This is a genomic window from Sulfitobacter sp. W027, assembly GCF_025143985.1.
GTDB lineage: Bacteria > Pseudomonadota > Alphaproteobacteria > Rhodobacterales > Rhodobacteraceae > Sulfitobacter.
Map to the genome: position 1 here is coordinate 806,667 of NZ_CP083564.1, position 24,647 is coordinate 831,313.

The window sequence follows — 24,647 nt, forward strand, 5'->3', positions numbered from 1 at the left end:
CCCGGAGCGAAGGTAAGACAGATGACGATGACCGCAGAGCAGATCGAAACCCTTTTCACCCGCCGCGATGGGCAGTTTGCCTTTGCCCGCTGGGGCCGCCCCATCGCGCCGGTGGCCTTTGGGATCGAGGAAGACGCGCTGCCGGTGGTGAAGGGCGCGTTGGAGGCCGTGGTGAAGCTCGCAGGCCATGAAATGGCCGAGACCGACACCGAGTTGGGCAGCAACCTGATGATGTTCTTCTTCGCGGATTGGGCGGAGTTGCTAGACGTGCCGGGCATGGACGGGCTAGTGCCGGATCTCGCAGGGCAGGTCGAGCGCTTGCAGGCGGCGGGGGCGAACCAATACCGCTTCTTCCGCTTTGAGGAGAACGGCGCGATCAAGGCGGCTTTCGTGTTCCTGCGCATGGACGAGAGCCTGCAAGAGATGTCCGCGCAAGTCTTGGCGCTGAGCCAAGCGGTGCAGGTCATCCTGCTCTGGTCCGAGGGCGCCTTTCAAGAGCAATCTCCGCTGGCACTGGCAGATGAAGCACTGGTGCTGCGGCCCGAGATCGCGGATGTAATCCGCGCCGCCTATGACCCGATCATGCCGCCCGCCGCCCATGACCCCAGCCACGCGCTGCGCCTTGCGGCACGGGTACAGGTCGCGTCATGAGCCATACCTTCCCGGTCCGCATTTTCTATGAAGACACCGACATGGCGGGCGTCGTCTATTACGCCAACTACCTGCGCTATATCGAACGGGCGCGGTCGGATATCGTCGAACAGATCGGTCTCGATCAACGCGCTATGCGCGACAAGGGGCTGGTCTTTGTCGTGACGCGGGTAGAGGCAGACTACATCGGCGCTGCGCGGTTCGGGGATCGGTTGGAGGTGCATACCACCCATCAGGCCGAAGGGCCGGTGCGGTGGGTGTTCGATCAAGACGTGCTGCGCGACGGCAAGGTCATCTTTCGCGCCAAAGTCACCGCCGTTTGCATGACCACCGCCGGAAAACCCACCCGTTTGCCAGCGAAACTCCGCCTGTCAGACGGCGATCCAGCAGCGTGATACCATAATTCTGGCAATCTCTGTTGCAGTTCGTTAGCTTTGCTCCAAATAGAGGCCGGAAAATAGGGCCCAGAGGCAGAATGCCCCAAAGGGGCGGCAGTAAAAGAGCATAGTTAAATGGAAGCAGAGACGCTGGCATTGGCACAGGGGATGGATTTTTCCCTGTGGGGTCTGTTCGCGAAGGCGACAGTCACGGTTAAACTTGTAATGATCATGCTGATCGGGGCCTCTTTTTGGTCTTGGTCGATCATCGTTCAAAAGACCATCCAGTACCGCAAAGCCCGCGCTGAGGCGGCGCAGTTTGATCAGGCGTTCTGGTCGGGCGAACCGCTGGACGGGTTGTTTGATAACATTGGCGCAGACCCGGATGGGCCGTCGGAGAAGATCTTTGCCTCTGGCATGTCCGAATGGCGCCGCTCGCACCGCGAAGATGGCGCGCTGATTCCCGGCGCCACCGCACGGATTGACCGCTCCATGGATGTGGCAATTTCCAAAGAGGCTGAGCGTCTGCAAAAGGGTCTGCCGGTGCTGGCGACCGTGGGCTCCACCGCGCCTTTCGTCGGTCTGTTCGGAACGGTCTTCGGCATCATGAACTCGTTCATCGAGATTGCGGCCCAGCAGAACACCAATCTCGCCGTCGTCGCCCCCGGTATTGCCGAGGCGCTTTTGGCAACGGGCATCGGCCTATTGGCTGCGATCCCGGCGGTTGTGTTCTATAACAAGCTCAGTGCCGACAGCGACCGCATCTTGGGCAACTACGAAGCCTTCTCGGACGAATTCGCCACCATCCTCAGCCGCCAGTTGGACAGCTAAGCCATGGGCGCAGGTGTCATGAAAAAACCAGGCGGCAAGGGGCGGCGTCGCGGCCGCGCGCAGCCGATGGCCGAGATCAACGTCACGCCCTTTGTTGACGTTATGCTGGTGCTGCTGATCATCTTCATGGTCGCGGCCCCGCTCTTGACCGTTGGTGTGCCGGTGGAATTGCCCAAGACCGCCGCCACGGCCCTGCCATCCGAGCAGGAAGAGCCGCTGACCGTAACACTCACCGCCGAGGGGGCCGTGCAAATCCAAACCACCGAGACGCCCCGCGACCAACTGATCACCAAACTGCGGGCGATTGCCTCTGAACGGGCCAGCGACCGGGTGTTCTTGCGCGCGGATGGCAAAGTGTCTTATGCGCAGGTGATGGAAGTCATGGGCGCGCTCAACGCAGGCGGCTTTTCCAACATCGGTCTGGTGACCGACATCGGTGGCCCGGCGTTGGACGGCAGCGACACGTCGGGTGGCTGAGCCGTGCATACCGGGCATTACATATCAGGTGCCGGGCATCTGGGTCTTATCGGCTGGCTGTTGTTTGGCGGGATCTTCACGCCCGAGCCTGAGCCCGTTGAGATGACCGAGGTCTCGGTGATTTCAGCTGCTGAATATGACGCGCTGGTGGCCGCGCAACAGCCACCATCCTCGGCCACCGAGGTTGCGCAGCCAGCCCCGCCAGAAGTGAGCGAGCAAACCCCCGAGGTAACGGCAGAGCCGGACACTCAGATCGAGCAACCCGAACCGGTTCAGACCGAAACCCCTCCCGAGGACCTCCCCCCCGAGGTGACGGAGTTGGAGTTGCCACCGCAGACCCAAGTGGATGACACGCCGCCCGAAATGAACGAGCCGGTGGGCGATACCGCCGTGCTGGTGCCCGAGATCGCGCCAGAGGCCCGCCCGCGCGAAGCGCCGCGTGTGGCCCCAGAACCGGTTGAGCAGCCCGACCCCGAACTGCGCCCCGATCTGGACGAGCAGCCCGCCGTGGCGCCTGACTCTGAGGCTGAGACCGAAACCGTTGTGGAAGAGCCGCAAGAAGCGCGGACGCCCGAGGACAGCACAACCGAGATCGTCACCGAAGCCGATAAAGCCCCGGCTGCCTCTGCCCGTCCGCCCGGCCGCCGTCCGACACCGCCCCCCCCGGCACCCGTCGAGGTGGCTGAGAAACCGGTCGAGAAACCTGCTGAGACGCCAAAGCCGGAGCCCAAACCCGAGCCGAAGCCAGAACCGAAACCTGCTGAGGAACCAGCGACCTCAAGCTCAACCGAGGACGCCATTGCCGATGCGTTGAGCGAAGTCCTAGGCCAGCCGGAGACCGAGGCCCCCGTGCCAAGCGGTCCGCCGCTGTCCTCGGGTGAGCGCGAGTCTCTGCGCGTCGCGGTCTCGGCCTGCTGGAACATCGGCGCGCTGTCGACCGAGGCGGCACGCACCACGGTCGTAGTCGGCATGCAGATGAACACGGACGGCACGCCCGTTGCCAGTTCGATCCGCTTGCTGAGTTCCAACGGTGGCAGCGACACTGCCGCGCGACAAGCCTATGAGGCCGCAAAACGCGCGGTCATTCGTTGCGGCAGCAGTGGTTACAAGCTGCCGCAGGAAAAATACAGTCAATGGCAAGACATCGAGATGACATTCGACCCAATGAGGAGCCGATAACATGCTGACTAGACTTCTGGGACTACTGGCGCTCTGCGCCACGGCGGCCACGCTCACGTTGGCCCCCAATGCGTCGCAGGCCCAACCGCTGCGCATCGTGATCGACGACCCAACGATTGAGCCTTTGCCCTTTGCCGTGCCCAGCTTTCAGCCCGAAAGCGGTGAGGCCGGGCAACTGGCCGTCGATCTGGCGCGCGTCGTCTCAGAAGACCTGACCGGCACGGGCCTTTTCCGTGAAATCCCGGCCAGCGCCTATATCTCGACCGTCAGCGACTTTAACGCGCCGGTGGAATATGCCGACTGGAAAGCGATCAACGCGCAGGCGTTGATCACCGGGGCGGTCAATGTTAGCGGCAACAGCGTCAACGTAAAATTCCGCGTCTACGATGTCTTCTCGGGCGAGGAATTGCTCGACAGCAGCGGGCAGGGCGGTCTGCAATTCAGCGGCACCGTCGATGGCTGGCGCCGCATGGCGCATAAGGTGGCCGATGCGGTCTACAGCCGGATCACCGGCGAAGGCGGCTATTTCGACAGCCGTGTGGTCTTTGTTTCCGAAACCGGGCCGAAGGACGACCGCCAGAAGCGTTTGGCGGTAATGGATTACGACGGGGCCAACCTGAAGTACCTGACCGATTCCGGCTCCATCGTGCTTGCCCCGCGATTCTCTCCCAGCGGTGACCGGGTGCTCTACACCAGCTACGAAAGCGGTTTCCCGCGCATCTATGTGCTGGACATCGGCACCGTCCAACGCCGCGCGCTGCAAAGCGCCGAGGGCTCCATGGCCTTCGCGCCGCGCTTCTCGCCCAGCGGTCAGACGGTTGTCTATTCGCTGAGCCAGGGCGGCAATACCGACATCTTTTCGATGGATATCAACAGCGGCCAGTCGGTACGCCTGACCAACACCCCCGCGATTGAGACCGCGCCCAGCTTCTCTCCCGATGGCAGCAAAATCGTCTTTGAGAGCGACCGCTCGGGCAGTCCGCAGCTTTACGTCATGCCCGCCACCGGTGGAGAGGCGACGCGGATTTCCTTTGGCGAAGGGCGTTATGGCACGCCTGTTTGGTCGCCGCGCGGAGACTTGGTGGCTTTCACCAAGCAGAATAAGGGCCGCTTCCACATTGGCGTGATGCGCCTTGATGGCTCTGAAGAGCGTCTGCTGACCGCCTCTTTTCTTGATGAAGGTCCGACTTGGGCACCCAATGGCCGGGTGATCATGTTTGCCCGTGAAACCCAAGGGGCAGGCGGCTCGTCCTCGCTCTATTCAGTCGATATTTCGGGGCGCAACCTTAAGCCGGTGCGCACGCCCGAAGGCGGCTCTGACCCCTCTTGGTCACCGCTGCAGCAGTAACGTTTTCCAGACCTCCCATACGGGCGCGGGCAATTCCAATGATCCTGCGCCTGTGTTAACACCAGCAACAACAACGCGACCACAGAGAAGGCAGACCTCCATGAAACGTATTTTGACCAGCACGCTTTTGATTTCCGCATTGGCCGTGTCGGCCTGTACAAACCCCGACCGTTTTGGTGCCGATGGCATGGGCGGCGCCGGGGTCAATGCAGGCGCAGGGGTCAACGCCGGCGTGGTTCCGGGCAGCGCGAACGACCCCACCTCCACCGCATATTTCCAACAGGCTGTTGGCGATCGGGTGCTGTTCCTTGTGGACCAATCCACATTGACGGATGTAGGCCGCGCCACGCTCGACGGTCAGGTGGCTTGGTTGCAGACTAACTCGGACTACCAAGCCGTGATCGAAGGCCATGCGGATGAACAGGGCACGCGCGAATACAACATCGCGCTTGGCGGGCGTCGCGCCAATGCTGTGCGCGAATATATGATCTCGCGCGGGATCGCGGCTTCGCGTCTTAAGACCATCAGCTACGGCAAAGAACGCCCGATCGAGATCTGCTCGGAAGAGGCGTGCTATGCCAAGAACCGCCGCGCCGTAACCGTTCTGGCCGGTGGCGCGCTGACCAGCTAATCGCGGCAAAAGCCAACACAATGACCAATTCAAGGAGGCCGATGTGCTGAAGCGATATATCTTCGTGGCGGTGATGGGACTGATGACTGCCCCCGCCGCGCTTATGGCGCAGGACAACGATCAAACGCTGGCGGACATCCGCCAGCAGCTGACCGTGCTGAGCGTCGAGGTGCAAAAGCTGCGCCGCGAACTCTCAACCACGGGCGGCGGCTCGGTCGAGACGGGCGGCAACTCCGTGTTGGAGCGTGTCGGCACGATGGAAAGCGAACTGCAGCGCCTGACGTCGAAAACCGAAGAAATGGAGAACCGCATCAACCGGGTGGTCGCTGACGGCACCAACCGGATCGGCGATCTTGAATACCGTTTGGTCGAACTTGAGGGTGGCGATCTGGGTGCGCTTGGTGAGACATCGACTCTCGGCGGGGGGGCGGCACCCACCGTCGTCGCGCCTGCGCCAGAGGCGGACCGCGAGGTGGTCGAAACGACCCCCGGCAGCGGTGGCGCAGCGACAGCCGGCGGCATCATCACCCCCATCAACGAGGCAGAGCTGGCGGTCAGCGAAAAGACCGATTTCGAGCGGGCGCAGGGGGCGCTCGCCTCCGGTGACTTTCGCAGCGCCGCCGATCTCTTTGCGACCTTCAGTCAGACCTATCCCGGTGGTCCGCTAGCCGCTGAGGCCGAGATGCGCCGCGGCGAAGCCCTGACCGGATTGGGCGACAACCGCGAAGCGGCCCGTGCCTTTCTTGCGGCCTTCAGCACCGACCCCGAAGGGCCAGTGGCCCCCCAGTCGCTATTTGAACTGGGCCGCGCGCTTGGTACGTTGGAGCAGACACAGGAGGCCTGCGTGACCCTGTCGGAAGTCGCCGTGCGGTTCCCGGGCGCGCCGCAGGTGAGCCAAGCCGAAGCGCAGCGCCAGACGCTGGGTTGCTCCTAACCGCTGATGACTGCACCTGCCGCTTCGGCTGACGCAACGCTGATCGACGGGCTGATGGCGGGGCTTGGCGGCAGGCTACCTCCCCGCTTGGGCGTTGCCGTTTCAGGCGGGAGCGATTCCATGGCACTGCTGTCGCTGTTGCACAGGCTATCGGCGGCAGCGGGCACACATCTTGAAGCCGTCACCGTTAATCATGGCCTGCGACCCGAAGCGGCGGAAGAAGCGGTGTTCGTGGCGCGTTATGCGGGCACTTTGGGCCTGCGCCATGAAACGCTGCGCTGGCGCGGCTGGGACGGGCAGGGCAACCTCCAAAACGCGGCGCGTGAGGCGCGGTATCGGCTTATGGCCGATTGGGCAGGGCGGCGCGATTTGCCCGCAATCGCCCTTGGCCATACGGCGGACGATCAGGCCGAGACGGTTCTGATGCGGTTGGCCCGCCGCGCGGGGGTGGATGGGTTGTCGGCCATGGCGCCCCGCAGCGATAGGCACGGCATCACATGGCTGCGCCCCTTGCTTTTTGCCCGGCGTGAGGCATTGCGAGCGCATCTGCGGCGCGCGAACCTTGAGTGGGTCGAAGACCCCAGCAACGATGACCCCCGCTATGCACGTATCCAGACCCGCCAGAGCCTTGCGGCACTCGCCCCCTTGGGCATAGATGTCGCGACGCTGGCCGAGGTGGCACGCAACATGGCTGCCGCCCGGGAAGCGTTGGAACGTCAGACCAAGCGTGCCGCAGGCGAGATTCTGCGCATTGAAGGCGGGGCGGTGGTGATGCAGGCCGAAGCCTTCTTTGCCGAACCCGAAGAGATCCGCCGCCGCCTGATGATCCGCGCGCTTGGGTCGATCAGCGGCAGCGCCTACCCGCCCCGTCGTAGCCCCGTTGCGGCCCTGATTGCGGGGCTGGAGACGGGGCAGGCAGCGACGCTGGATGGATGTCAGGCGCTCCTGCGGCGCGGTGAAATCTGGGTGTTTCGGGAATATAACGCGGTGCGTGACCTGCGGGTGCCTGCGGATCAGCTGTGGGATGGGCGCTGGCGCGCGACACCGCCGGACAGGTTGTCGGAAGGCACCGAGTTGCGTGCCTTGGGGGCCGAGGGCCTCGCCCAATGCCCCGATTGGCGCAGCCTTGGGCGGCCCCGTGCCATGCTGCTGTCAACCCCGGCGATCTGGCAGGGAGAGTGCCTGCTTGCAGCGCCCCTTGCCGGGCTGGTCGAGAAATGGCATGTCCAGCGCGAAAGCGGCGCGGAATGGAACGAAACCGCGCCATTATCGCATTGAACATGAGCGCATCATGTCTATCTTAGTGTGGTGGTTGCCCGGACGGGCGCCCCTTGGGTCGCGGGACTTGCCTGCGGCCATGTGAATTTAGGAGAATTCCCTTGGGAAATGTTCGTAACCTCGCCTTCTGGGTTGTCCTGATGTTGCTGGTACTGGCGCTGTTCAACCTGTTCAGCGGATCCAGCGGGTCGCTGCAAAACAACGAGGTCAGCTATTCAGAGTTCGTTACTTCCGTGCAGGATGGTGATGTCCGTAATGTGACACTGGATGGCGAGCAGGTTCGGTTCCGCAAGGCGGATGGCGCCGACTACCTGACGATCAAACCCGGCGATGCCGAGTTGACCCAGCTTTTGATCTCCAACGACATCCCGGTCAAAGCGCGCCCGCAGCAACAGTCCGGTTTCCAGACCTTCCTGATGTCGCTTTTGCCCATCGCGCTGCTGATCGGTGTCTGGATCTACTTTATGAACCGCATGCAGGGCGGCGGCAAAGGCGGGGCCATGGGCTTTGGCAAATCCAAGGCCAAGATGCTGACCGAAAAGCAGGGTCGCGTGACTTTTGACGACGTGGCGGGCATCGATGAGGCCAAGGAAGAGCTTGAGGAAATCGTCGAATTCCTGCGCAACCCGCAGAAGTTCTCGCGCCTTGGCGGCAAGATCCCCAAGGGCGCGCTTCTGGTGGGCCCTCCGGGCACCGGTAAAACGCTCCTGGCCCGTGCGATTGCGGGCGAGGCGGGCGTGCCCTTCTTCACCATCTCCGGCTCCGACTTTGTCGAGATGTTCGTCGGCGTCGGCGCGTCCCGCGTGCGCGACATGTTCGAACAGGCCAAGAAAAATGCCCCTTGTATCGTCTTTATCGACGAGATCGATGCCGTGGGTCGCCACCGGGGTGCCGGTTATGGCGGCGGCAACGACGAGCGTGAGCAGACCTTGAACCAGCTTCTGGTCGAGATGGACGGTTTCGAGAGCAACGAGGGTGTCATCATTCTCGCCGCGACCAACCGCCGTGACGTGCTCGACCCCGCGCTGCTGCGGCCGGGCCGTTTCGACCGTCAGGTCACCGTGCCGAACCCCGACATCAAAGGCCGCGAGAAAATCCTCTCGGTTCACGCCCGCAAGACCCCGCTGGGGCCGGACGTTGACCTGCGTATCATCGCACGCGGCACGCCGGGCTTCTCGGGTGCTGATCTGGCGAACCTTGTGAACGAAGCCGCGCTCATGGCTGCCCGTGTGGGCCGCCGTTTCGTTACCATGATTGACTTCGAGCAGGCCAAGGACAAGGTCATGATGGGCCCCGAGCGCCGCTCGATGGTGATGACTGCCGAGCAGAAGGAGATGACCGCCTATCACGAAGCCGGTCACGCGCTCGTGGGCATGACACTGCCCAAGTGCGATCCGGTCTACAAGGCCACGATCATCCCGCGCGGCGGTGCGCTCGGCATGGTGATGAGCCTGCCCGAGATCGACCGTCTCAACATGTTCAAGGACGAATGCCACCAGCGTCTGGCCATGGCCATGGCGGGCAAGGCGGCTGAAATCCACAAATATGGCCCCGATTCCGTGTCCAACGGCCCGGCGGGCGACATCCAGCAGGCCAGCGCTCTGGCCCGTGCGATGGTGCTGCAATGGGGCATGTCGGATAAGGTCGGCAACATCGACTATTCCGAAGCGGCACAGGGCTATCAGGGCAATACGGGTGGTTTCTCAGTCTCGGCTAATACCAAGGAATTGGTTGAGAAAGAGGTCCAGAAATTCATCCAAGACGGCTACGACCGCGCGATGGAGATCATCACCGAGAAAGAAGTCGAGTTTGAGCGTCTGGCCCAAGGTCTGCTGGAATATGAGACCCTGACCGGGGATGAAATCAAACGTGTCATGGAGGGGCTGCCGCCTGCGGAAGATTCCGACGACGACAACTCCGACGCGGGCAGTGCGCCCAGCGTCACCGCGATCCCAAAGGCGAAGGGCAAAAAGACCCCGCCAAAGGATGGCGGGATGGAGCCTGAACCCTCGGTCTAATTTCCTGTCGAGACCTGTAGAATGACCCCGCTTCGGCGGGGTCTTTTCGTTGTGATCCGCCTATCTGACTAGGAGGGCAGGATTTCGCTATCGCTTCGCAGCCGCCAGCGGGTTAGACAGGATCGAATGTCTTTACCTAGCGGGACTTATGCGACGCACCCTTTTTGCCTTAGCCGCTTTCTCTGCCCTCATCACCGGCGCCGCTTGGGCCGAACCGCAAAACTACGCGGTCGCCTTGGGCGGGCGGCAACTGGGTACCTTGCAGTTCAACGGGCAAAGCCGGAATGCGGCGTTTCTTCTGTCGCTGAATAACGCGCCTTTCGGCATCAAGAACGGCACCTTCAACGCGGCAACCCAGTCGGCTGGCAGTGAGGTCAACTATCTGGGATCAAACCGGGGCAGCGAGACGCGCGATATCGTGATTGCACGGACGGCCGGGCAGGTCACCTCGGTGGAAATCACGCCGTCGTCGGAAATGACGCAGCTGTCAGAGGCCAAAGCGGTGCCTGCCGGGGTCCTCTTCCCACCAGAGCTTTTTGCAGCGCTTGCGAATGCCGAAAGCTGTCCATCTCCGCTGTCCCTTTATGATGGTCGCCGCGTCGTCCAGATTGCCACTCAGGCCGTCAGTCAGAACGGTGCCTCGGTGCTTTGCGATATGTCTTACCGCGTAGTCATGGGGCCGGGCTATGTCTCTCCCTTTTACCTCAAGTCCTTCGGAATGGACCTCGTCTATACCGCTGGCAGGCTTGCCAAAGCATCCCTAAGTGGCGGCGGATTTAGGGTGCATCTGACCCGCCAATAGCCATAGGTTTTCCCATCCGATCCAAGCATTTAAGGACAATAAGATGCCCGAGCTTCGCACGACGGACCACACCGCCCGGATCACCTGGCTGGGCATGGTCCCCCAAGACCGCAAGAACATCCGCTCGGTTCCTATGGCGCAGGCCTATGCCAGTTATGCAGGGTTCGAAGGGGATTTTCACGCCGGTCTGACCCGCCCCGCCTGCGTGCGCGTGCGCAACCTTCATCTCAAGGGAACCGAAATCCGCAATACGCGCCAGCTTTCTATTCTCTCTGCCGAAGAAATGGCACAGATTGCTAAGGGCATCGACCTGCCGGAGCTTGACCCCACACTGCTCGGCGTTTCGATCATCCTTGAAGGCATCCCGGACTTCACCCTGGTCCCGCCCGGATCGCGGTTGCAGAACGCCGAAGGCACCACATTGGTGGTGGATATCGAAAACGGCCCCTGCAATTTGCCGGCGCGCGAGATTGAGAGTGAGGCCTCCGGCCATGGCAAGGGCTTCAAGGCCGCAGCGCAGGGCAAGCGCGGGGTCACAGCTTGGGTCGAGCGGGAAGGGCCGCTCGCCTTGGGGGACGAATTGCGGCTTTTCGTGCCGAACCAGCCGATCTGGCCCCACCTCGACTAACCGCGCGCCGTTTCGCGCTGCTTGAGTGTCGGAAACACGTCCCCCCTGCGGGGGCTTGTCGCGCTATGGCTTGAGTATAAAGATCGCCACCAACGGCAACAGGGGAATCTCATGGCTTTTAAAACCGACATTCAAATCGCCCGCGAAGCGGCGAAACGCCCTATTCAGGAAATTGGCGAGAAGCTGGGCATCTCCAGCGATGACCTGCTGCCCTATGGCCATGACAAGGCGAAGGTAAGCCAAAGTTTTATCGACAGCGTCCAAGACCGCCCCGATGGCAAGCTGATCCTCGTCACAGCGATCAATCCCACGCCAGCGGGGGAGGGGAAGACCACCACCACCGTGGGGCTGGGCGACGGGCTCAACCGTATCGGCAAGAAGGCGGCTGTCTGCATCCGCGAAGCCTCGCTCGGGCCGAACTTTGGGATGAAGGGCGGGGCTGCGGGCGGCGGCTATGCGCAGATCGTGCCAATGGAAGAGATGAACCTCCATTTCACCGGAGATTTTCATGCCATTACTAGCGCGCACAACCTGCTGGCCGCGATGATCGACAACCACATTTACTGGGGCAATGAGCTTGAGATCGATACCCGCCGCGTTGTCTGGCGGCGCGTGGTCGATATGAACGACCGCGCGCTGCGCCAGATCACGGCCTCCTTGGGCGGCGTGCCGAACGGTTTCCCGCGCGAAAGCGGATTCGACATCACTGTGGCGTCCGAAGTCATGGCGATCCTGTGCCTCGCGCGCAATTTGACCGACCTGCAAGAGCGTTTGGGCGCGATGATCGTCGCCTACCGCCGCGACCGCAGCCCGGTCTATGCGCGCGACATTAAGGCCGATGGTGCGATGACCGTACTGTTGAAAGACGCGATGCAGCCCAACCTTGTGCAGACGTTGGAGAACAACCCGGCTTTCGTGCACGGCGGCCCTTTCGCCAATATCGCGCATGGCTGCAACTCGGTCATTGCCACGACCACAGCGCTTAAATTGGCGGATTACGTGGTGACCGAAGCAGGCTTTGGGGCCGATCTCGGTGCCGAGAAATTCATGAACATCAAATGCCGCAAGGCCGGGCTGGCCCCCTCAGTAGTTGTCGTGGTGGCCACGGTGCGCGCGATGAAGATGAACGGCGGCGTGGCGAAAGCGGACCTTGGGGCCGAGAATGTTGAGGCGGTGCAAAAGGGCTGCGCCAACCTTGGCCGCCATATCGAGAACGTGAAATCCTTTGGCGTGCCTGTGGTGGTGGCGATCAACCATTTCGTCACCGATACCGACGCCGAAGTGGCGGCGGTCAAAGACTATGTCGCGGCCCAAGGGGCCGAGGCGATCCTGTCGCGGCACTGGGAATTGGGCTCCGAAGGCTCCGCCGATCTGGCCACTCGCGTGGCGGAGATCGTCGATGGCGACAGCGCCAATTTCGCACCGCTCTATGCCGATGACATGCCGCTGTTCCAAAAGATCGAAACCATCGCCAAACGCATCTACCGCGCGGACGAGGTATTGGCCGACCAAAAGGTGCGCAACCAGCTGAAAGACTGGGAAGCGCAGGGCTATGGCGATCTGCCGGTCTGTATGGCCAAGACTCAATACAGCTTCTCGACCGACCCCGATCTGCGCGGTGCGCCCACAGGCTTCAGCGTGCCAATCCGCGAGGTGCGGCTCTCGGCGGGGGCCGGGTTTGTCGTCGTCATCTGTGGCGAGATCATGACCATGCCGGGCCTGCCAAGGGTGCCTTCTGCGGAGGCAATCAAGCTCAACGCCGACGGTGATGTCGAGGGATTGTTCTAAGGCGGGTTGCATTGCCCAGCCGTCGCGGTGATGTAGGGCGTGTTCAACGTGCAGCGAGCGAAAGTGAGACGGATATGGCAGCGACAATCATCGACGGCAAAGTCTTTGCGGCAACGGTGCGTGAGAAAGTGGCAAGCCATGTCGACCGGCTCAAGGCGGATCACGGCATCACGCCCGGCCTCGCCGTGGTGCTGGTGGGCGAAGACCCGGCCAGCCAAGTCTATGTGCGTTCCAAGGGCAAGATGACCCGCGAGGTGGGCATGACATCGGTCGAGCACAAGCTGCCCGCCACCGTGGAGCAAAACGCGTTGCTCAAGCTGATCGATCAGTTGAACAACGACTCCGAGATCCACGGCATCCTCGTGCAACTTCCGCTGCCGGATCATCTGGATGAAAAGCGCGTGGTGAACTCGGTATCTCCGGCCAAGGATGTGGACGGGTTTCACATCTCCAACGTCGGACTGCTGGGCACAGGGCAAAAAAGCATGGTGCCCTGTACGCCGCTGGGCTGCCTGATGATGCTGCGTGAGCACCATGGCGATCTGTCGGGGATGAACGCGGTGGTCATTGGCCGCTCCAACATCGTCGGCAAACCGATGGCGCAGCTCCTTTTAGGGGATAGCTGCACCGTGACGATGGCCCACAGCCGAACCCGCGATTTGCCGGAGGTGGTGCGCCGCGCCGATATCGTTGTCGCCGCCGTGGGGCGCCCCGAAATGGTGCCCGGCGATTGGATCAAAGAAGGGGCCACCGTGATCGACGTGGGCATCAACCGGATCGAAACTGGCGAGAAAACCAAGCTGGTCGGCGATGTGGATTTCGACAGCGCCAGTCAACGCGCCGGGGCCATCACGCCCGTGCCGGGCGGCGTAGGGCCAATGACCATCGCCTGCCTGCTGGCCAATACGGTCACCGCCTGCTGCCGCGCCAATGGGTTGGAAGAACCCGAAGGGCTGACCGCCTAAGAGGCAGGCACAGGCACGATGGTGCCCTGCAAGATGGCGATGAGCTTGGTCTCGCCATCCATTTCCGCATGAACCTCCGCGGTCACCACGCAAAGCCGCCGGCCCGGTTTCACCACCCGGCCCGTGGCAATCAGTCGGTCCCCGCGGGCCGGGGCCAAAAGGTTGATCTTGATCTCAGACGTGACGACATCTACCTCCGGCGGCAGCACGCTTAGCGCCGCATAACCCGCCGCCGAATCGCCGATGGAAAAGGTCAGCCCCGCATGGCCAAACCCCTGCTGCTGCATCGCGCCGGGCAGGACCGGCGCTGAAACCCTGACCAGACCGGGCTGCACTTCGATGATTTCAGCCCCGAGGGTTTGCATCATCGTCTGCGTCGCAAAGCTCTCCCGCACACGGCGTTCAATCTGGTCCATCATCGCGCCTTTCCGGGCATGGGGATCGCCACCGGTTGCGGCCCTGTCAGCACCGCGCAGGCTTCCGGACCCATCAGTTCACACAGCACCCGCGACTGGCTGCGCAGCCCGCCGGTATAGGTGCCATATGCAGGCAGGATCAGCCGCCTGCTGTCAAACAGAAAGGCCGGACGCGAAATGCTGCGCCCCCGTGCGCGGATCGACGCCTTGGGGTGATAGTGCCCCGACACTTCGCCCCGCCCCTGTGACGCGGCGCTATGCCGGAACGTCAATGGCCCCAAGGTAAGTTCCGCAAGATGCGTGCCACCCAAACCTACGGGGCCGGGATCATGATTGCCTTCGATCCAATCCCACCGCCGCCCGGCTTGCAGCCCCAGAATCCAAAGCCGCTCTTCCTCCGGCAACGCCTGCGCCGCGCTGAGGTCGTCAAAACTATCGCCAAGGCAGATCACATGCCGCGCCTGCGTTAAGGACAGGTCCGCCGCCAGTCGGGTCAGCGTATCCCGTGTCTCATAAGGCGGCAGCGCCGATCCGCCACGCCGGACGATCCGCTCGGACTTCCCCAGATGCAGATCGCTCACACAGAGCAACTCCTGGTCACGCCACCAAAGCGCGCCAGAGCCGAGCGCAGTTAGTCCCGCGCCCGAAAAGGAAAAACTCAGTCCGTTCATCCTTTGTTCATCTGAGATCGCGGCTGATTTGGCAAGGGGCCAAACACACATGTCAGAAGAGTGGAAAGGACAGTGCAGCGGTATTTAAGAAAAGATGAAATGCAGAAAGCGCGCCTCGCGATCGGGCGGCAACCTGACCGGAGACGCGCCTTCATCCTTTGCGGTCATCGGCTCCGCAGCCTGTACCGCCCCGAAAAGATGCGCGACGTTGGTTAAAGAACTCTTAATCATCTTCATCCTTTTTCAAATACCTTCCAGAACCTTTCCACCCGCGGAAGGTTAGAGTTCAACGTCCATCTCGCCAGGGCGGTTGATCCGAGGGCGGCGGGGTAAGTTGCGCGAGGCCGGAGGCTTCCATCAATCGCTGAGCCTCTTCCGCCAGCATGCGTTCCTGTCCAGCGCCTTCGACGGGCACGCGACCCATTTCCAAGAACAGCGGCGCCGCCAGCGGGCTTACGCGAGTCAGTTTGCGATGCGTGATGCGCCCGGCGATACGGGAGAGCATTTCTTCGATCCGACCGAAGTCTACCAGCCCGCTCAGCGCCTCTTCGCGGGTGATGTCGAGCATCAGATGGTCCGGTTCATAGCGGTGCAGCGTGTCATAAAGGATGTCGCTGGAGAAGGTCGCTTGACGTCCGGATTTGCGGGCCTGCGGGGTGTTGCGTTCGATCAGCCCGGCAATGGTCGCAGCGGCGCGGAAGGTGCGTTTCATCACGGCATTGCCCGCCAGCCAGCTGTCGAGGCCCTCGTGGAGTACGGTGGGGTCGAGTAGCGGTGCGGGGTCGTCAACGGGCGAGAGACCCCAGATGAGCGTGGCATAGTCGGTGGCTACAAACCCTAAAGGGCGCAGGCCGAGGTCTTCCATGCGTTTAGTTAGGAGAAGCCCCAAGGTCTGCTGGCCGTTGCGGCCGGCAAAGCCGTAGAAAACCGTTTGTTCGGCCATGTCATGGGGGAAACTTTCGACCAGCAGGGTGCCGGGCTGCGGCAATTGGCTGACTTCGCGCTGCAGGCTGAGCCATTCGGCGGTATGGCGTGGCAGTTCCGGCCAGCTGTCTTGGGTGAACATCTGTTGGACGCGGGCGGAAAGCTGTGTGGAGGTGGCGAATTTGGTGCCGCCGAAGGTCGCCACTTTGGGCTTTTTGGCGGCGTTGCGGCTGACTTCGACCACGGTTTCGCGCAGCCCTTCGTAGCGGACGATCTGACCGCCGATCAGAAAGGTGTCGCCTTTGGTCAGCGTAGCGGCAAAGCCTTCTTCGATCTCCCCCAAGGGTTTGCCGCCGCGGTTGCGTTTCATGCGGACCTTCAGCTTATCGGTATCTTGGATCGTGCCGATGTTCATACGGATCCGTTGGGCGGCGCGCGGATCACGCAATTGCCATTGGCCGTCGGGGCGCTGCAGCAGGCGCTGCCAGCGGTCATAGGCGCGCAGCGCGTAGCCGCCGGTGGCGCAGAAGTCGAGGCAGGCGTCGAACTCGGCGCGGGGCAGGGCGGCATAGGCGCCAGCCGAGCGAACTTGGGCGAAGAGATCATCGGCGTCGAAAGGGCCGGCGCAAGCGGTGATGAGGATGTGTTGGCAAAGCACGTCGCGTGGACCGGGGCCGCGGGGATCACCGTCGAGTGCGCCTTCAAGCACAGCCTCTAGGGCGGCCACGCATTCGACCACTTCAAAGCGGTTCGCGGGCACGAGAAGGGCTTTGGAGGGAGCGTTGTAGCGGTGGTTGGCGCGACCGATGCGTTGAACGAGGCGTTTGACGTTCTTGGGCGCACCAATCTGAATGATCAGGTCCACATCGCCCCAGTCAATGCCCAGATCCAGCGTGCCGGTGCAAACGATGGCACGCAGATCGCCGCGGACCATGGCGGCTTCGACCTTTTCGCGTTGGGCGCGGTCAAGGCTGCCGTGGTGGATCGCGATCGGCAGGGCGTCTTCATTGGCGAGCCAGAGGTTGTGAAAGAAGATCTCGGCCTGCGCCCGGGTGTTGTGGAAGATCAGCGTGGTTTTGTGTTGGCGCACCTGTTCCAGCACCGCCGGGATGGAATAGGCCGCGCCGCCGCCGGCCCAAGGCGGTGCCTCTTCGGTGTGTAGCATCTGGATATCAGGGGCGGGGCCCGGGTCGGCCAGCAGCACTTCGCAGGGATCAGGGTGGCGGGCCATGAGGTGGGCGATGGCGGCGGGGTCTTCGACCGTGGCCGAGAGGCCCACCCGTTTAAGGCCGGGGCAGAGTGATTGGAGACGGGTCAGCGCCAGCATTAGTTGATCGCCGCGCTTGCTTTCGGCGAGGGCGTGTATTTCGTCGATCACCACGCGTTTCAGCCCGCGAAAGGTGCGGGCCGCGTCCTCGTAAGACGTCAGCAGAGCAAGGCTTTCTGGTGTGGTCAGTAGGATATGCGGCGGATCAGCCCGTTGGCGGCGGCGGCGCGATTGCGAGGTGTCGCCGGTGCGGTCTTCGATGCGGATGGGCAGGCCCATTTCCTCAACCGGGCGGGTCAGGTTGCGTTTGATATCCGCCGCCAGCGCTTTGAGCGGTGAGATATAAAGCGTGTGCATCCCTTCGTGCGGCTCTTCGGTCAGATCAACAAGGGTTGGCAGAAAGCCCGCCAGTGTTTTACCGCCGCCTGTCGGCGCGATAAGCAGCAGGGCGGGGGCATCGGCACGGTCCAGCATCTCTTGCTGGTGCGGGTGAAGGGACCAGCCGTTCTGGGCGAACCAATCGGCGAATTTGGGGGGTAGGGCGCGCATGCACCCAATGTAGTATCGGCAGGCCGTGGGGCCAGCGGCTGGGGCTATTTAACGATCACCTCATCGCGGACGAACATGTTTGCCCAAGCGCGGTCCACTAGATCAGGGTTCATCTGGTAGGGGATGCCTTCGAAATCGCAGATGGCGATCATCTGGTCGATAAGGAAGTTTGGCTGATAATTCGCATAGACGTTGTCGATCGTTGGGTATTTCACCTTGAGCAGATGGATCAACGTCGCCTCGTCCAGCGGCATGCCGCGTTTGCGGGCAACCATGGCAAAGATCTTGAGGAAGTTCTCTTGGTCCGGTCCGTCGATCTTGATTTTGAAGAAGATGCGCCGCAGGGCGGCTTGGTCGAAAATCTCGTTCGGGTGGAAGTTGGTGGAGAAGATCACCAGCGTGTCGAAGGGCACCTCGAATTTCTCTCCCGACTGCAGGGCGAGGATGTCTTTGCTTTCTTCTAACGGCACGATCCAGCGGTTGATGATGCTTTGCGGTGGTTCCTTCTGGCGGCCAAGGTCGTCGACGATGAAAATGCCGCCTGTGGCCTTGAGCTGCAGCGGGGCCTGATAGGTCCGTGCCGTGGGGTTGTAAACCAGATCGAGCATGTCGAGCGTCAACTCACCGCCGGTGATAACCGTCGGGCGCTCGCAACAGACATAGCGGGCATCATAGCGGGTGACGCGGCGCAGGGAGGTGGGATCTTGAACCTCAGCCTCGGCGGCGGCATGCACGATCGGGTCATAGACGGTGATGACTTGGCCTGCATATTCGATGGCGCGAGGCACATAGACTTTGTCGCCCAAAGCGTCGCGTATGCCGTTAGAAATGCTTGATTTTCCGTTGCCCGGCGGGCCGTACATCAGGATCGACCGTCCGGCAGAAACGGCGGGGCCAAGGTGGTCAAGCAAGCTGTCGGGTAGGACCAGGTGGCCCATGGCCCCGGTCAGTTGATCGCGGGTGATTTGCAGGTTGCGCACGGATTGCCGTTTGACCTGCTCGCGGTAGACCTCAAGCGGGACGGGCATGGCGCCGAAATATTCGGACTGCGCAAGCGCGTCCAGCGCCCGGGCCTTGCCAGCATCGGTGAGTTGATAACCCATTTCATTGCCGCTGGTGGCGCTGAGCGTGCCTGTTGCTTCGAGCAGGCGCTGGCCGCGGGCTTGGTCGACCATTTCCTGCGTTACTTGGATCGGCAAGCACAGCGCCTGCGCCAGGTCGCTGACCATTTCGATGTTCTTGCGGAAGATCGTTTTCAGAAGGATGTCGCGCATCATCACGATGGGCAGCTTCATTTCCTCCAACCGCTTGGGGGGCGGCGGGGCAAGCACAGTACTGGTCGGGGCGTTCATCAATGGCTTCCTTGGAAAGTCATACGGCGGTGCGGCTTGTCGGTCAGACTGCAGGGTAAATGTTGAATATGGCGTGAATGTGGACAATTTAATTGCCACGTCAAAGTTTGTGCCGGGTAGGAAACAACCTCAGACGCCGTAAATCGCCCCCAGAATGAGATAAAGCCCCAGCGTGGCACCAAGGGCGAGGCCCATGGGGAATTTCTTGGTTTCCTGCCAGCTTTGCCAATCGGGAGCGAGGCGGCGCAGGGGGGTGTATTTTACGCCGCGATGGGTGGCGGCGGCGGCAAGAAGGGTTGCCATGAAGAGCATCATCAGCAGGCGCAGATCGCCCATCGCGATAAATGGCGCTGCAGCGGCAGCGAATTTGGCGTCTCCGGCCCCCATGACACCGGCGGCGTTTAGCACGATGCCGACACCCAAGACGAGGACAAGGCTCAGCAAGCGCCAGAGATAGGTTTCAAAGGGTAGCAGGAACAGGCCCAACACCACGAAAGTCGCAGTAAGCAGCAAGACCGCTTGATTGGTGATGCGCATCTGCTTCATGTCCGTAAAGGCGACATAAAGACAGATCGGCAAAACGAAGGGCAGGAACCACAGGGCCGCCGTGGCAGAGATCGCCATGGGTTAGCCGTTTTCCAATGCGCGCAAGGAACGGACGGCGGCTTCGAAATGCTGGGGGTGGGTGTCGATTGCTTCGCGCAGCAGGCTTTTGCCGGTCTCCACATCGCCGCGTTTAATCGCAGAAAGCGCCATCGTGTGCAAAAGCTGCGCGCGCTCGGATTGCTCCATCGGCATCACGGGCAGGGTGTAGTCGCGCTGGGCGGCGCGGGCCATGATGAGGTTGTTCTTGGCGGTGAAAAGCGTGTTGTCTTGGCGGATCGCCTCGCCAAACAGACGTTCGGCTTCGGCGTAGTCGCCCCGGGTCAGCTTGGAATAGCCCCAGTTGTTCATTACTGCCGCAGGTGTCGTGGTTAGGCCAACGGCGATTTCATAAAAGCTGTCGGCGCGGCTCCACTGTTCCTTGCTGTCGGCGACCATCGCCTCAAGCCGGTAGCGGGCGAATGTCTCATGGGTGGGGGGGATGCCGTTCAGGACCGTTTCGGCCCGCGCCCAGTTGCCCGAGCGGATCAGCGCATCGGCCAATTGCACGCTATCCTCGGGCGTGGCGCCCTCCATCTTGATGACTTTATCCCATGCGCCCACAGCTTCGGTGGTGCGTTTGGCGCGCACGAGTGACGCGGCGAGACCGCGCTGGTGATCGACGCGGTCGGGGCTTTCTTTCACCGAACGCGCGAAGTAACTCACCGCCTCATTGGGATCGGCCACGGTCAACATCACGTCAGACAGGTTGGTTTCATCCACCACATTGACGTCCTTGAAAGCCCGTTCAACGGTGGCGTTCGCATCTTTTTCACCGCAGCCAGCAACCGCGGTGATGCCTGCCATGCAGACGGCCAGAATGATTGGATGGCGCATTTTGCGTCCTTTTACTGCTCTGCCGGGTCATGGTGTCGGACGGATCAGGTAATCCCCGCTGCCGCGCCGCACCAATTTGTAATTATCCTCATTGACTTCTGTTATAACAGATTTTTCCGTTTTTGCGAGCGCCAAGCGAAGATTGTCCCGGATTGCGTCACTTTCGCCATTATCCAGCGCATAAGCTTTACGGAAAATTTGCTCGGCCTCGGCGGTTTGACCGCTTTCCATCAGTACAACGCCAAGGTTGTTCCAGACTTCCGGCTCCGCGGCGTCCTTTTCGACCGCGCGGCGCAGCAGAGTCTCGGCTTGGCCCAACCGGCCCAACCCAAGGTTGGCACTGCCCAAGGCCGAGAGGATTTCGCCTGTCAGCCCGTGATCGAGGGCGGCACGGTTGAAGGATTTGATGGCCAGTTCATACTGCCCCGCCGCGATGAGCCTGTGGCCCACTTCGATCCCGTCGACAGCCTCTGCCCGCTGATTTACGCCGGGGGCATAGACACTCTCGGGGGGGCGATCCCCGCGCAACGCGGAAAAGCCGCCTGTTGAACAGGCGGCCAGAGCAAGGCCCAAGAGCGGCCCGATGAAAACGACGCGGAGAAGGCTGCGCCGATTTTTGCCCGTCATTAATTCCCTACCTGACCCAATTGCGAGATGCCATGTGCCGAGGGGCCGATCAGAATGATCAACAGCGGCGGTACGGTAAGGCCCATAGTGGCAAGGGTCATCTTGGTTGGCAACTTGTTTGCCGCTTCCTCGGCGCGCATCACGCGCTTGTCGCGCATCTCTCCGGCATAGACACGCAGCGCATCGGCGATGGAGGTACCAAAAGCCGCCGATTGAATCAGCACGGTCACAAAGGAAGAGACATCCTGAACGCCGCAGCGCTCCCCCATGTCGTTTAGCACGCTGATCTTGTCTTTACCGGCTTTCATCTCATAAGCGACCATCTCGAACTCTTCGGCAAGGGCGCGGTAGGAGGCGCGCAATTCGCGGGCGACCCGGACGATACATTGGTCCAGCGATTGCCCGGCCTCGACGCAGACAAGCATCATATCAAGCGCGTCGGGAAAGCCGCGGGTGATCTCTTCTTTGCGCGAATCGACCCGGCGTTTGACCCAGTATTTGGGCAGGTAATACCCAATGGCGCCGGGGCCGATGGCCCACATCATGGTCTGCTGGGTGGTCAGCCCCTCGCCGCCGCCCAAGATGTTGGTATAGACCAGTCCGCCTATCAGCCCGAGCATCCCAAGGGCAAACTGAGCGAAGTAATAGAGCCGGACCGCATCGCGCGAACGGTAGCCCGCTTGGCGCAGCATCAGTTGTTTTGCGCTAAGTTCGGCCACGTCCTCCGGCTCAAGAAACTTGGCGAATTTCTGCAACTGTGCATTCTGGTCAGACTGGCGCAACTTCTCGCGCGACCCATCCCCCGAAGGGGCAGAGCTGGTGCGTTTGAGCTTGGCCAACGGGTCTTCGGGCTGACGCAGCATCAGCACCAAGGTGATTGCCACCAGCGTAACACCCAAAGTGCCGATGATGATGATCAGGCCCATTGGCCCCAAAAGTTCGCTGATCTGGTCGTTAAGTTGATTGAAAAGTTCCACCATCGGCCTCTCAGACTTTGATATTGGTAAGGATGCGCATCACAAACAGGTTCAGCACAAGGAAGATGCCCACGATGAAACAGGCGGGGATAAAGTAGGGGTGATCGCGCACCTCGTCGTAGTAATGCGGATCGCCAAGGTTGATCACCACCAGCGCGGCCAATGGGAAGCCTGACAGAAACTTGCCCGACCATTTCGCCTCGGCGGTGATCGCTTTGACGCGGCGGAACAAGCGGAAGCGCGCGCGGATCACCTTCGCCAGACCGGCAAGGATCTCGGCAAGGTTGCCGCCCGATTGCTGCTGGATGGTGACGGCCACGGCCAGAAAGCGCAGATCCTGCATGTCGAGCCGTTCGGCCATGTCTTTCAGCGCTTCACCCAGATCACGGCCATAGGCGGCCTCATCCGCGATAACCCCGAATTCCGAGGCGAGCGGGTCTTGAATCTCCTTCGATACGATTGAGATCGCGTTGGAGAAGGGGTGCCCGACCCGCAGGCTGCGAACCATCAGTTCAACAGCATCGGGAAGCTGTTCTTCGATCATCGCCATGCGTTTGCCCGCTTTGTGCGACACCCAAAAGAAGACGGCACCAACCCCCATGGCGACGGACATCATTGCACGTACCGATACCGATGTATCAGTGCCGATGGTCAGCCCCAAAAAGGCCAAGACGGCCAAACCGGCCATAATCATTAAAAGTTGCTGCGGCGTGAAGGCAATCGCGGCCTTCTGCGCACGTTCTGACAGCAGGGAATAAAGCGGGATCGACTTGGCGTTCATATGCTGCTGCATTTCCTTGCGCAGCTTGTCCAAGACTTCCTCGCGGCGGGCGCCTTTTTCCAGCATCTCAAGACGGCGGTTCACCCGGCTATTGAGGCTGATCGATTTGCCGAAAGCGACAAGGTACAGCCCTTCGACCAGCACCAAGACGCCGATGAAGATCAGACCATAGATGATTGGTTCGGCACTCATTGCATCAATCCTTACTGAGCCGCCACGGGTTCGTAGATGGAGGCGGGCAGGTCATAGCCCCACATGCGGAACCGCTCAGAGAAGTGGCTGCGCACACCGGTCGCGGTGAAATGGCCGATGATCTTGTTCTCGGGCGTCAGCCCCACGCGCTGATAGCGGAAGATCTCTTGCATCGAGATTACCTCACCTTCCATGCCGGTGATCTCAGTGATGGAGGTCATACGGCGTGAGCCATCTTGCAGACGCGAGGCCTGCACGATCAGGTTCACCGCTGAAGAAATCTGGCTGCGCACGGCTTTGAGCGGCATTTCGATCCCGGCCATGGCGATCATGTTCTCCAGACGCGACACACCATCGCGGGCAGAGTTCGCGTGGATCGTGGTCATGGAGCCGTCGTGGCCGGTGTTCATCGCCTGCAGCATGTCGATGACCTCCTCGCCGCGGGTCTCACCCACGATGATCCGGTCCGGGCGCATCCGCAGGGCGTTTTTCAGACAGTCGCGGGGGGACACCTCGCCCTTGCCTTCGACGTTGGGCGGGCGGCTTTCCATCCGGCCTACGTGGGTCTGCTGAAGCTGAAGTTCGGCGGTGTCTTCGATGGTCAGGATGCGTTCGTCATTGGCGATGAACGACGACAGCGCGTTCAGCGTGGTCGTTTTACCCGAACCCGTACCGCCGGAGACGATGATGTTCAGACGGGTCGCCACGGCGGCTTGCAAATAGGCGGCCATCTCTTCGTTGAAGGCGCCAAAGGCCACCAGATCATCGATGCCAAGTTTGTCTTTCTTGAACTTACGGATGGAAACCAGCGAGCCATCCACGGCCACTGGCGGCACCATGGCGTTGAAACGCGAACCGTCTTTCAAGCGCGCATCGACGTATGGATTGCTTTCATCCACGCGACGCCCCACTGCCGAAACGATCTTGTCGATGATGCGCAACAGGTGCTTTTCGTCCTTAAAGGTGACGTCGGTCAGTTGCAGCTTGCCGTCGCGTTCCACAAAGATCTGCTGCGGGCCGTTCACCAGAATATCGTTGACAGTATCGTCTTTCAGCAGCGTCTCCAGCGGGCCAAGGCCGGTTACCTCGTCATAAAGCTCTGAGTTCAGGGTCATGCGGTCTTCGCGGTTAAGCACGATGCTCTTTTCCGAGAGGACTTCGACGGCGATATCGTTGATCTCTTGGCGCAGTTCGGCCTCAGAGGCATGTTCCAGCGCGGCAAGGTTGAGGTTGTCCAGCAGAGCGCGGTGCAGCTCAAGCTTGATCTCGCTCATCCGCTGCTTGCGTTTGACCTCGCGGTCTTCCGGTGCGGCAGCGGCAGGCTTAAGGGCGCGGCGCATTGAAACCGGTTTGGCGGCCTCAGCAGGCGCGGCGACTACAGGAGCGGCCTCGACGACCGGGGCAGGCTTGGCCTGACGGGCCGTCGGGGCAGGAGCCGCTTTTGGGGTCGCGGAGGTTGGTTTCTTATACTTGGAAAACATCGATACGCTCTTTCGCTAGGGGGC

The 24,647-nt window shown here is 61.5% G+C and carries 25 protein-coding genes; 14 read left to right on the forward strand and 11 right to left on the reverse strand.

Annotated elements, in window-relative coordinates; all coding sequences use genetic code 11:
• The first annotated feature begins 27 nt into the window (after nt 1–27).
• The 14 genes from K3759_RS04020 (at nt 28) to folD (ending at nt 13,907) form a co-directional block, all read left to right on the forward strand.
• The gene (locus tag K3759_RS04020; protein WP_243263127.1) at nt 28–651 is read left to right on the forward strand and encodes a hypothetical protein; all 624 of its coding nucleotides are present in this window, start codon (nt 28–30) and stop codon (nt 649–651) included.
• A complete protein-coding gene (locus tag K3759_RS04025) occupies nt 648–1,046 on the forward strand; it encodes an acyl-CoA thioesterase (RefSeq protein WP_259984428.1) in 399 nt (132 codons plus the stop codon). The genes K3759_RS04020 and K3759_RS04025 overlap by 4 nt, the downstream gene beginning before the upstream one ends.
• A 117-nt stretch (nt 1,047–1,163) precedes the next feature.
• A complete protein-coding gene (gene tolQ, locus K3759_RS04030; protein WP_259984429.1) occupies nt 1,164–1,859 on the forward strand; it encodes a protein TolQ in 696 nt (231 codons plus the stop codon).
• A 3-nt stretch (nt 1,860–1,862) separates the two neighbouring features.
• Nucleotides 1,863–2,336: a protein TolR gene (tolR, locus tag K3759_RS04035; RefSeq protein ID WP_259984430.1), complete on the forward strand. Its 474-nt coding sequence runs from the start codon at nt 1,863–1,865 to the stop codon at nt 2,334–2,336.
• 3 nt (nt 2,337–2,339) lie between these two features.
• On the forward strand, nt 2,340–3,515 hold the full coding sequence (locus K3759_RS04040; RefSeq protein WP_259984431.1) for an energy transducer TonB: 1,176 nt from the start codon (nt 2,340–2,342) through the stop codon (nt 3,513–3,515).
• A 1-nt stretch (nt 3,516) separates the two neighbouring features.
• Nucleotides 3,517–4,863, forward strand: a complete 1,347-nt coding sequence (gene tolB / locus K3759_RS04045; protein WP_259984432.1) for a Tol-Pal system beta propeller repeat protein TolB — start codon at nt 3,517–3,519, stop codon at nt 4,861–4,863.
• 100 nt (nt 4,864–4,963) lie between these two features.
• On the forward strand, nt 4,964–5,494 hold the full coding sequence (gene pal, locus K3759_RS04050; protein ID WP_259984433.1) for a peptidoglycan-associated lipoprotein Pal: 531 nt from the start codon (nt 4,964–4,966) through the stop codon (nt 5,492–5,494).
• A 73-nt stretch (nt 5,495–5,567) separates the two neighbouring features.
• Nucleotides 5,568–6,428 (forward strand): tol-pal system protein YbgF, encoded by an 861-nt coding sequence (gene ybgF, locus K3759_RS04055; protein WP_259985559.1) that lies wholly within the window; start codon nt 5,568–5,570, stop codon nt 6,426–6,428.
• Between the two features lie 6 nt (nt 6,429–6,434).
• Nucleotides 6,435–7,706, forward strand: a complete 1,272-nt coding sequence (tilS, locus tag K3759_RS04060; RefSeq protein ID WP_259984434.1) for a tRNA lysidine(34) synthetase TilS — start codon at nt 6,435–6,437, stop codon at nt 7,704–7,706.
• A gap of 101 nt (nt 7,707–7,807) precedes the next feature.
• Nucleotides 7,808–9,724, forward strand: coding sequence for an ATP-dependent zinc metalloprotease FtsH (gene ftsH, locus K3759_RS04065; protein WP_259984435.1), 1,917 nt, complete (start codon nt 7,808–7,810; stop codon nt 9,722–9,724).
• 148 nt (nt 9,725–9,872) lie between these two features.
• Nucleotides 9,873–10,526: a hypothetical protein gene (locus tag K3759_RS04070; RefSeq protein ID WP_259984436.1), complete on the forward strand. Its 654-nt coding sequence runs from the start codon at nt 9,873–9,875 to the stop codon at nt 10,524–10,526.
• A 43-nt stretch (nt 10,527–10,569) separates the two neighbouring features.
• Complete coding sequence (locus tag K3759_RS04075; RefSeq protein ID WP_259984437.1) at nt 10,570–11,154, forward strand: MOSC domain-containing protein; 585 nt, start codon at nt 10,570–10,572, stop codon at nt 11,152–11,154.
• A gap of 111 nt (nt 11,155–11,265) precedes the next feature.
• On the forward strand, nt 11,266–12,942 hold the full coding sequence (locus K3759_RS04080) for a formate--tetrahydrofolate ligase (RefSeq protein ID WP_259984438.1): 1,677 nt from the start codon (nt 11,266–11,268) through the stop codon (nt 12,940–12,942).
• Between the two features lie 74 nt (nt 12,943–13,016).
• On the forward strand, nt 13,017–13,907 hold the full coding sequence (gene folD / locus K3759_RS04085; protein WP_259984439.1) for a bifunctional methylenetetrahydrofolate dehydrogenase/methenyltetrahydrofolate cyclohydrolase FolD: 891 nt from the start codon (nt 13,017–13,019) through the stop codon (nt 13,905–13,907).
• On the opposite strand, the gene K3759_RS04090 is transcribed toward folD, so the two are convergent.
• The 11 genes from K3759_RS04090 to K3759_RS04140 all read right to left on the reverse strand — a co-directional run bounded on the left by K3759_RS04090 (nt 13,904) and on the right by K3759_RS04140 (nt 24,623).
• On the reverse strand, nt 13,904–14,326 hold the full coding sequence (locus tag K3759_RS04090) for a PaaI family thioesterase (RefSeq protein ID WP_259984440.1): 423 nt from the start codon (nt 14,324–14,326) through the stop codon (nt 13,904–13,906). The genes folD and K3759_RS04090 overlap by 4 nt on opposite strands.
• Nucleotides 14,323–14,994 carry a ligase-associated DNA damage response endonuclease PdeM gene (pdeM, locus tag K3759_RS04095; RefSeq protein ID WP_259984441.1) on the reverse strand — a complete coding sequence of 224 codons (672 nt, stop codon included), beginning with the start codon at nt 14,992–14,994 and terminating at the stop codon, nt 14,323–14,325. The genes K3759_RS04090 and pdeM overlap by 4 nt, the downstream gene beginning before the upstream one ends.
• A gap of 84 nt (nt 14,995–15,078) precedes the next feature.
• The gene (locus K3759_RS04100) at nt 15,079–15,231 is read right to left on the reverse strand and encodes a hypothetical protein (RefSeq protein WP_259984442.1); all 153 of its coding nucleotides are present in this window, start codon (nt 15,229–15,231) and stop codon (nt 15,079–15,081) included.
• A gap of 49 nt (nt 15,232–15,280) precedes the next feature.
• Nucleotides 15,281–17,734 (reverse strand): ligase-associated DNA damage response DEXH box helicase, encoded by a 2,454-nt coding sequence (locus tag K3759_RS04105; protein WP_259984443.1) that lies wholly within the window; start codon nt 17,732–17,734, stop codon nt 15,281–15,283.
• Nucleotides 17,735–17,778: 44 nt separating this feature from the next.
• Nucleotides 17,779–19,086 (reverse strand): ATPase, encoded by a 1,308-nt coding sequence (locus K3759_RS04110; RefSeq protein WP_259984444.1) that lies wholly within the window; start codon nt 19,084–19,086, stop codon nt 17,779–17,781.
• A 129-nt stretch (nt 19,087–19,215) separates the two neighbouring features.
• Nucleotides 19,216–19,710 carry a prepilin peptidase gene (locus K3759_RS04115; RefSeq protein WP_259984445.1) on the reverse strand — a complete coding sequence of 165 codons (495 nt, stop codon included), beginning with the start codon at nt 19,708–19,710 and terminating at the stop codon, nt 19,216–19,218.
• Nucleotides 19,711–19,713: 3 nt separating this feature from the next.
• Entirely contained in the window at nt 19,714–20,565 is an 852-nt protein-coding gene (locus K3759_RS04120; RefSeq protein ID WP_259984446.1) for a lipopolysaccharide assembly protein LapB, read from the reverse strand.
• 27 nt (nt 20,566–20,592) lie between these two features.
• Nucleotides 20,593–21,192 carry a tetratricopeptide repeat protein gene (locus K3759_RS04125; RefSeq protein ID WP_259984447.1) on the reverse strand — a complete coding sequence of 200 codons (600 nt, stop codon included), beginning with the start codon at nt 21,190–21,192 and terminating at the stop codon, nt 20,593–20,595.
• Nucleotides 21,192–22,169, reverse strand: a complete 978-nt coding sequence (locus K3759_RS04130) for a type II secretion system F family protein (RefSeq protein WP_409202510.1) — start codon at nt 22,167–22,169, stop codon at nt 21,192–21,194. The genes K3759_RS04125 and K3759_RS04130 overlap by 1 nt, the downstream gene beginning before the upstream one ends.
• 10 nt (nt 22,170–22,179) lie before the next feature.
• Nucleotides 22,180–23,142, reverse strand: coding sequence for a type II secretion system F family protein (locus K3759_RS04135; protein ID WP_259984449.1), 963 nt, complete (start codon nt 23,140–23,142; stop codon nt 22,180–22,182).
• Nucleotides 23,143–23,153: 11 nt separating this feature from the next.
• Nucleotides 23,154–24,623, reverse strand: a complete 1,470-nt coding sequence (locus tag K3759_RS04140; protein WP_259984450.1) for a CpaF family protein — start codon at nt 24,621–24,623, stop codon at nt 23,154–23,156.
• Between the last annotated feature and the right edge of the window lie 24 nt (nt 24,624–24,647).

Excerpts from the sequence above, each read along its gene's own strand:
- K3759_RS04110 (WP_259984444.1), bottom strand. The coding sequence starts at position 19,086 with ATGAACGCCCCGACCAGTACTGTGCTTGCCCCGCCGCCCCCCAAGCGG.
- tolR (WP_259984430.1), top strand. The coding sequence starts at position 1,863 with ATGGGCGCAGGTGTCATGAAAAAACCAGGCGGCAAGGGGCGGCGTCGC.
- K3759_RS04090 (WP_259984440.1), bottom strand. The coding sequence starts at position 14,326 with ATGATGGACCAGATTGAACGCCGTGTGCGGGAGAGCTTTGCGACGCAG.
- tolB (WP_259984432.1), top strand. The coding sequence starts at position 3,517 with ATGCTGACTAGACTTCTGGGACTACTGGCGCTCTGCGCCACGGCGGCC.
- folD (WP_259984439.1), top strand. The coding sequence starts at position 13,017 with ATGGCAGCGACAATCATCGACGGCAAAGTCTTTGCGGCAACGGTGCGT.
- K3759_RS04115 (WP_259984445.1), bottom strand. The coding sequence starts at position 19,710 with ATGGCGATCTCTGCCACGGCGGCCCTGTGGTTCCTGCCCTTCGTTTTG.
- K3759_RS04135 (WP_259984449.1), bottom strand. The coding sequence starts at position 23,142 with ATGAGTGCCGAACCAATCATCTATGGTCTGATCTTCATCGGCGTCTTG.
- K3759_RS04120 (WP_259984446.1), bottom strand. The coding sequence starts at position 20,565 with ATGCGCCATCCAATCATTCTGGCCGTCTGCATGGCAGGCATCACCGCG.
- ybgF (WP_259985559.1), top strand. The coding sequence starts at position 5,568 with ATGGGACTGATGACTGCCCCCGCCGCGCTTATGGCGCAGGACAACGAT.
- tilS (WP_259984434.1), top strand. The coding sequence starts at position 6,435 with ATGACTGCACCTGCCGCTTCGGCTGACGCAACGCTGATCGACGGGCTG.
- pdeM (WP_259984441.1), bottom strand. The coding sequence starts at position 14,994 with ATGAACGGACTGAGTTTTTCCTTTTCGGGCGCGGGACTAACTGCGCTC.
- K3759_RS04100 (WP_259984442.1), bottom strand. The coding sequence starts at position 15,231 with ATGAAGATGATTAAGAGTTCTTTAACCAACGTCGCGCATCTTTTCGGG.
- pal (WP_259984433.1), top strand. The coding sequence starts at position 4,964 with ATGAAACGTATTTTGACCAGCACGCTTTTGATTTCCGCATTGGCCGTG.
- K3759_RS04070 (WP_259984436.1), top strand. The coding sequence starts at position 9,873 with ATGCGACGCACCCTTTTTGCCTTAGCCGCTTTCTCTGCCCTCATCACC.
- K3759_RS04125 (WP_259984447.1), bottom strand. The coding sequence starts at position 21,192 with ATGACGGGCAAAAATCGGCGCAGCCTTCTCCGCGTCGTTTTCATCGGG.
- K3759_RS04075 (WP_259984437.1), top strand. The coding sequence starts at position 10,570 with ATGCCCGAGCTTCGCACGACGGACCACACCGCCCGGATCACCTGGCTG.
- K3759_RS04025 (WP_259984428.1), top strand. The coding sequence starts at position 648 with ATGAGCCATACCTTCCCGGTCCGCATTTTCTATGAAGACACCGACATG.
- K3759_RS04105 (WP_259984443.1), bottom strand. The coding sequence starts at position 17,734 with ATGCGCGCCCTACCCCCCAAATTCGCCGATTGGTTCGCCCAGAACGGC.
- tolQ (WP_259984429.1), top strand. The coding sequence starts at position 1,164 with ATGGAAGCAGAGACGCTGGCATTGGCACAGGGGATGGATTTTTCCCTG.
- K3759_RS04080 (WP_259984438.1), top strand. The coding sequence starts at position 11,266 with ATGGCTTTTAAAACCGACATTCAAATCGCCCGCGAAGCGGCGAAACGC.
- K3759_RS04140 (WP_259984450.1), bottom strand. The coding sequence starts at position 24,623 with ATGTTTTCCAAGTATAAGAAACCAACCTCCGCGACCCCAAAAGCGGCT.
- K3759_RS04020 (WP_243263127.1), top strand. The coding sequence starts at position 28 with ATGACCGCAGAGCAGATCGAAACCCTTTTCACCCGCCGCGATGGGCAG.